This is a genomic window from Nitrosophilus sp., from assembly GCF_982775275.1.
The window spans coordinates 1-4,744 of sequence record NZ_CEXZHP010000122.1 but is presented as its reverse complement, the minus strand read 5'-3'; the positions used below and the strand labels follow the sequence as shown (position 1 = coordinate 4,744).

Annotated in this window: 5 protein-coding genes; all 5 read right to left on the bottom strand. The window is 29.0% G+C overall.

Features of this window, described 5'->3' with window-relative positions; all coding sequences use genetic code 11:
* Positions 1-544 (bottom strand): adenylyl-sulfate kinase (locus AC30RD_RS06505; RefSeq protein ID WP_489493570.1); only part of this gene is annotated, 544 nt, incomplete at its 3' end.
* Positions 537-1,973 (bottom strand): sulfate adenylyltransferase subunit CysN, encoded by a 1,437-nt coding sequence (cysN, locus tag AC30RD_RS06500; protein WP_489493568.1) that lies wholly within the window; start codon positions 1,971-1,973, stop codon positions 537-539. The genes AC30RD_RS06505 and cysN, both read right to left, overlap by 8 nt.
* Before the next feature lies 1 nt (position 1,974).
* Positions 1,975-2,886 (bottom strand): sulfate adenylyltransferase subunit CysD, encoded by a 912-nt coding sequence (gene cysD, locus AC30RD_RS06495; protein ID WP_489493567.1) that lies wholly within the window; start codon positions 2,884-2,886, stop codon positions 1,975-1,977.
* Positions 2,880-3,974, bottom strand: a complete 1,095-nt coding sequence (locus AC30RD_RS06490; RefSeq protein WP_489493571.1) for a DegT/DnrJ/EryC1/StrS family aminotransferase — start codon at positions 3,972-3,974, stop codon at positions 2,880-2,882. Before AC30RD_RS06490 ends, cysD begins: the two co-directional genes overlap by 7 nt.
* Positions 3,975-4,389: 415 nt before the next feature.
* Positions 4,390-4,644 (bottom strand): hypothetical protein, encoded by a 255-nt coding sequence (locus AC30RD_RS06485; protein WP_489493566.1) that lies wholly within the window; start codon positions 4,642-4,644, stop codon positions 4,390-4,392.
* Between the last annotated feature and the right edge of the window lie 100 nt (positions 4,645-4,744).

Here is a 4,744-nt window from a genome sequence, read left to right as displayed (position 1 = left end):
TTTTACAAGTTTCTATATCTGCTTTTAAATATACAATAATGTTATTTTTAACCATCTGCCTTATAGCTTTTCTAGATTCTTTATATGGAGATACAAAACTACATACAGTTGAAATAGAATTTTTTTGAAGTGTTTGTATAAGATGACCTACTCGTTTTATATGTCTATTTCTATCATCTCTTGAAAAACCAACATTTGGTATAAGCTCTCTTATATCTTTAGAATCAATCCTCTCAAGTGGAATATCAAATTTTTGTAACTCTTTATAAACTCTATCTGCAATAGTTGTTTTACCACTAAGCGGAAGTCCTGTAAACCAAAGATTAAATGGCTCAATTCTTTTTTTGCCCCATTTTATCTTAAACCATACTCTCTCATGTGCCCAGTATAAAGCAATTTTTAATATAGTTTCTATTAAACCTGCAACAATAGCAAGATCTAATCTTCCAAAGAAAAAATAAACAATAATAATAGTAGTGGTAGTAGCTACTATTCTCCAACTAACTCCTTTTACAATAGATCGTTTATTTGTCTCTTTATACATCTATATTTTTACAACCCCATTCTGGAAAATTTTCTCTTATATAACGATTTAATGCAATCTCTGCTTTTGTATATGTTTTACTACTGACTATATTTTCTTCATGTATATTAACAACCATTCCAGCACCAACAGTATTATTTGTAACTCTATCTACAACAATAAAACTTCCTGTTTGTTTATTTTTACTATATAAATCTATTGCAATTGAGTTGGTAAGTACAATGTTACAAGAAGCTATATCATTTAGTTGTAATTTATCAACTTGTATCTTTTTATAACTATTAATATCTATTTTATAGTTTATTTTTTCAAAGCTACCAATAGTAGTCGATGTAGCTCTTTTAATATCATAATGTTTTTTAATACTCATTGGATTTTCATCCATCCAAACAAGCATTACTTCAAAAGAATTAGAAACCTTAGGTAATGCATTTGAATGCACTATAACATCTCCACGACTAATATCAATTTCATCTTCAGTTGTTAATGTAATAGCCATAGGAACATAAGCTTTTTTAGTTATTGCATTGTTGTTTTTTTCAGTAATATCACCAGCATTAATAATACTTTTAACTTTTGTAGTTTTTCCAGATGGTAGTATAGTTATTTCATCACCAACTGCAACACTTCCAGAAGCAATTGTTCCGCAAAATCCTCTAAAATCTAAATTTGGACGATTTACATATTGTACTGGTAGCCTAAAATCTTCTTGCTTTATTTTTTTAGATATATCCATTGTATCTAAAAGTTCTAAAAGAGCTTTACCATTGTACCATGGTGTCTTTTTACTTTTGTTTACAACATTATCTCCATTAAGAGCACTAATTGGAATGTAGTATGTATTTTCAATATTTAATTCATTAGCTAATTGCATATAGGCTTTTTTTATTTCTTCAAATATATTTTGTGAATAATTAACCAAATCAATCTTGTTTATAGCTACAATAATATGTTTTATGCCAAGAAGATTAACAATAAAGCTATGACGTTTTGTTTGAGTTAATATACCCTTTCTTGCATCTATAAGTATAATAGCAACATCTGCAGTTGAAGCACCTGTTACCATATTTCTTGTATATTGTTCATGCCCTGGAGTATCTGCTATTATAAATTTTCTATGTTCAGTTGTAAAAAATCTATATGCTACATCTATTGTTATACCTTGTTCTCTTTCACTTTGAAGTCCATCAACAAGTAAAGCCATATCCAATTTTTTACCTGTAGTTCCATACTTTTTACTTTCATGTTCAGCAGCACTTAACTGGTCATCAAAAATCATTTTAGAATCATAAAGCATACGACCTATAAGTGTACTTTTTCCATCATCAACACTACCACATGTTAAAAAACGGAGCATATCTTTATTTTCATGTTCTTTAAGATATTGTTCAATATCTACAGATACATTATTTTTTAATCTATTTGACATTTTAGAAATACCCCTCTATCTTTTTCTTTTCCATAGCACCTTCTTGATCTTTATCTATAAGACGTCCTTCTCTTTCACTAGATGTAGAAAGTAACATCTCTTTAATGATTTCAGGTAGTGTAGATGCATTAGAATTAATAGCACCTGTAAGTGGATAACAACCAAGTGTTCTAAAACGTACCATCTCCTTTTTAGCAGTTTTTCTTAACTCTTCTGGCATTCTTTCATCATCTACAAGTATTTTTGTTCCTTCATATTCAACAACCTCTCTCTCTTTAGCAAAATAAAGAGATGGAATTTTAATATTTTCTTTATATATATACTGCCAAATATCAAGTTCTGTCCAATTACTAAGAGGAAATACTCTTACACTTTCACCTTTATTTATCTTAGTATTATAAATATTCCAAAGTTCTGGTCTTTGATTTTTGGGATCCCATCTATGATGTTTATCACGAAAAGAAAATATACGTTCTTTAGCACGACTTTTTTCTTCATCACGTCTTGCACCACCAATTACCGCATCATAAGCACCATTATCAAGTGCTTGTTTAAGTGCTTGAGTCTTCATAATATCTGTATGTACTTTACTACCATGTATAAAAGGATTAATATCCATCTTAATCCCTTCTGGATTAGAATACACAACCAGATCAAATCCCAATTCTTTAGCACGTTCATCACGAAACTCTATCATCTCATGAAACTTCCATAAAGTATCAACATGTAAAAACTTAAATGGTATTTTTGCTGGTGCAAATGCTTTTAAAGCTAAATGAAGCATTACAGAACTATCTTTTCCTACACTATACATCATGACAGGATTAGAAAATTCTGCTGCTACTTCACGAAGTATATAAATACTCTCAGCCTCTAGTTGCTTTAAATGGGTTAGTTTTTTTTCTATTAACATTTTTTAAAATTCTCACTTATATATTCTATTTCTTCATCCCTTATATAAGGATTCATTGGTAAACTCATAATCTCTTTACTTGTCTTCTCTGCTATAGGAAAATCACCTTTTTTATAACCTAAATAAGCAAAACACTCTTGTAAATGCAAAGGCATTGGGTAGTGTACTGCTGTTGGTATTCCTTGCTCTTTTAATTTTACTTGTAATTCATCTCTGTTTTTTACTCTTACAGAGTATTGGGCAAAAGCTGAAGTACAATTTTTATCAATATATGGTAATGTTAACTCTCCATTCTCCATTATCAATTTTTCATTATACTTTCTTGCTACATCTTGTCTTAGGGCTAAATCTTTTTTATAGTATTTTAATTTTACATCTACTATAGCACATTGAAGAGTATCCATTCTTCCACCCATACCTATATATTTATGATGGTATCTTTTATTTTGTCCATGAACTCTAAGCATTTTTATTTTTTCAGCTAACTCACTATTGTTTGTAAGAACTGCCCCTCCATCTCCAAAACATCCAAGTGGTTTTGCAGGAAAAAAACTTGTAGTATAAATATCGCAATGATGAACTTCTGCTCTATCTTTATATGTTGCTCCAAAGCTTTGAGCTCCATCAATTATAACTTTTAAATTATATTTTTTAGCAATTTTATTTATTTCATCCATATTAGATGGTTGTCCATATAAACTAACAGCTATTATTGCTTTTGTTTTAGGAGTAATCTTTTTTTCTATTTTAGTTACATCTATATTGTAAGTTTTTTCATCTATATCTACAAATACTGGCTTTGCACCTAAAAATGCAATAGTCTCAGCAGTTGCTATAAATGTAAATGTAGTGGTGATTATTTCATCATCTAGTTTTATATCAAGTGCCATCATAGCAAGAAGTAGGGCATCTGTTCCACTACTACAAGTTATAGCATATTTTGCCCCTGTAAAGTTTTCTAAATTTTTTTCTAAGCTAGTAACTGCATTACCCATTATATAGTTTGCATTATTTAAAACTTTGTCTATCTCTTTTTCAAGTTCATTTTGGTATAAAAAATACTGTTTTTTTAAGTTTGCAAAATCAATATTACTTTTTTTATCTTGCTCTAAAAATTGTTTAGGTGTTATTGCAATTTCTGGATATCTTTCAAGCATACCACTATCTCTTGTAATAACTTTTGCATTTACTGCTTTTGCTGAAGCTATAACTTGAGAATCTTCTATATCTTCATAATCAAGTTCAAGATATGATGGAGTTTTAGCTATTTTAAAACATGAAAGGAACTCTTTTATAAAATTATGTACAATTTTTAACTTTTGTTTTCTTGTAAGATATGGATTTGATATTGAAAGATCACCATACTTTAAAAATTCAAAATTATCAATTGAAGAAGAAGAAATAAACGCATTACTGCTATATTTTAAAAGATCAAAAACCTTCACAGATTCAGGATGCTTTTCTCTTCGCTCCTTCTCATAATAATCAAGTAAAATATTTAGATCAAGAAGAATGTTTTTCATTATAGAACTCCGATGCTGCTTCATACATTCTTTCATCATCATTTAAGTTAGATGAATGTGTATTCATACCAATTTCACGCCAATGTTTTTCTACATACTCATCACTAAATAATTTTTCATTAACATCCTCTAGCTCTATTTTTTTTACAATAACACCTTTATTTGAGAACGAATTTAAAAACCATAAAATTTTTTCAGCAAGACTATTGTCGTTTATATTTACTGAGAGTTGCATACTATATCTCCTTTAATTCACCATCTACTATAATATATCTACTATTATCAAAATCATCTATTGCTTCACCATCTTCATTAAATACAAGAGTATTTCCAGC

Coding starts and splice junctions, on each gene's coding strand:
- cysN (WP_489493568.1), bottom strand. CDS start 1,973: ATGTCAAATAGATTAAAAAATAATGTATCTGTAGATATTGAACAATAT.
- cysD (WP_489493567.1), bottom strand. CDS start 2,886: ATGTTAATAGAAAAAAAACTAACCCATTTAAAGCAACTAGAGGCTGAG.
- AC30RD_RS06485 (WP_489493566.1), bottom strand. CDS start 4,644: ATGCAACTCTCAGTAAATATAAACGACAATAGTCTTGCTGAAAAAATT.